General features: G+C 64.2%; 2 protein-coding genes. Both read right to left on the bottom strand.

The window, feature by feature from the left end; translation table 11 throughout:
- Positions 1-40: 40 nt before the first annotated feature.
- Entirely contained in the window at positions 41-1,669 is a 1,629-nt protein-coding gene (gene tnpC / locus ABIB90_RS41535) for an IS66 family transposase (protein WP_354202973.1), read from the bottom strand.
- 70 nt (positions 1,670-1,739) lie between these two features.
- A partial coding sequence (tnpB, locus tag ABIB90_RS41530; RefSeq protein WP_354202972.1) for an IS66 family insertion sequence element accessory protein TnpB occupies positions 1,740-2,018 on the bottom strand: 279 nt, incomplete at its 5' end.

The following is a 2,018-nucleotide window of genomic DNA, read 5'->3' as shown; positions in this document are numbered from 1 at the left end:
GTAAGCATCCGGTGAAGACCGCGCGCGGGTCATTTTCGGCTCAGGCGGCTTGATCAACGTTCCGGATGGCAGAGCGCCAATTCCATGGCAGCAGTTCGTCTAGCCTTTGGACGGGATGCTCTGCGATGCGCGCCAGAACGTCGGCGAGCCAGGCTTGCGGATCGACGTCGTTCATCTTGGCGGTGACGATCAGGCTGTACATCACCGCCGCCCGCTCGCCGCCGCGATCCGAGCCGCAGAACAACCACGACTTGCGACCTAAAGCGATGCCGCGCACGCCGCGCTCCGCCGCGTTGTTGGACAGGCAGATGCGGCCGTCCTCGAGGAAGCGTGTGAACGCGGTCCAGCGCTTGAGCATGTAGTCCATTGCTTTGGCGATGTCGTTGCGACGCGAGAGCTTGGCGCGTTGCTCGCGCATCCAGGCTTCTAAATCGGCGATCAGCGGCGCGCTCAGTTCCTGGCGGACGGCCCGGCGCCGTTCGGGCGTCTCGCCGTTGATGCCTCGCTCGATCTCGAACAGGGCGTCTATCCGGCGGACCGTTTCCAGCGCCAGCGGCGAGATCACTGCCGGCTTCTTGCCCTGAGCCTTGCGACGCGCATTCTCGGCCAGATCAGCCATCACGAAGAACGGCCGCCGGGCATGGACCCAACACGCGGCTTCCAGGATCGGCCCTGCGTTGCGGCCCGGTTCGTAAAGCCTGCCATAGCCGCCATAGGCATCGGCCTGGAAGATTCCGCTGTAGTTGGCCAAGTGAGCCTGGGGATGCTCGCCGGCCCGATCGCGCGAGTAATAGAACACCGCCCCTGGCGGGGCCTGCCCTCCAAAAGGCTTGTCGTCGCGCACATAGACCCAGATCCGGCCGGTGTCGGTCTTGCCTTTGGCCAGGACCGGGACCGTAGTGTCGTCCCCGTGCAATCGCTCGGCGCTCAGCACATAGGCCTCAAGGCGCTTGAACAAGGGGGCCAGCGCCGCGGTGCAGCCGCCGACCTGGTCGGCCAGGGTCGACAGACTGATCGGCACACCCTCCTTGGCATAGCGCTCCGCTTGCCGGTTCAGCGGCTGATGTTGGCCAAACTTCTCGAACAGCACCATCGCCAGCAGGCTTGGCCCCGCCCAGCCGCGGGCAAGCACATGGAACGGCGCCGGGGCCTGGCTGATCTTCTCGCAATCACGGCAAGTAAACTTCTCGCGGACGTGCTGGATCACTTTCCAGGATTTTGGGATCACCTCCAGCGTCTCGGTGATGTCCTCGCCGAGCTTGGACAGCCGTGCGCCGCCACAGCAGGCGCACGCCACAGGCCCCGGCACTATCACCCGCTCGCGAGGCAGATGCTCCGGGAACGGCTGGCGTGACGGCCGCTTGCGCGTGAACGACGCCACCTTCGTGGTTTTGGCCGCGGCCATTTCGGCGGTGAGTTCGTCCTCTGTCGCCGAACTCTCCAGCTCCTCCAGCGTCAGTTCAAGCTGATCCAATAGCCGTGCGGTACGCTCCGAACGCGGCCCATGGCGATCGCGGTTGAGTTTCTCGATCTGCAGCTTGAGATGGGCGATCAGCGCCCGGTTGTCGGACTGCTCAGCGCGGGCGGCCGCAGCCTCCGCGCGAGCAACGATCAATGCCGCTTTCAGTGTTTCGATGTCGTCTGGCAGCGATTCAAGGCCGTCACCCATGGCCCTGATGGAATCACAAAAGGGGCGATTTGAGGCGTCTTTTCTTCCGTGCCTCAGGATTTTTTTGAGCCTATCCCGCGCTCTGTGGCCGCCAGGTGTGCTGCGGGTTGCGCCAGTCGATCGCCTCCAGCAGATAACTCATCTGCGCCGCGCTCAGCCCCACCACACCGCCCACCGTCGCCGGCCAAACAAAACGGCCACGGTCCAACCGCTTGGCGTAGAGCGACAGTCCAACTCCATCGTGCCACAAGGCCTTGATCAGCGAACCGCCGCGTCCGCGGAACACGAAGACATCTCCGGCGAACGGATCACGGCCAAGGCTTTCCTGCACCAATAATGACAAACCCTG

Origin of the sequence: Bradyrhizobium sp. JR4.1 (assembly GCF_040548605.1) — a bacterium.
Classification (GTDB): domain Bacteria; phylum Pseudomonadota; class Alphaproteobacteria; order Rhizobiales; family Xanthobacteraceae; genus Bradyrhizobium; species Bradyrhizobium canariense.
Note: the sequence above shows the minus strand (reverse complement) of the source record. Positions and strands in the feature narration are given on the sequence as shown.

What these genes read in the sequence shown, in the direction of transcription:
- tnpC (WP_354202973.1), bottom strand. Translation starts at nt 1,669, where the DNA reads ATGGGTGACGGCCTTGAATCGCTGCCAGACGACATCGAAACACTGAAA.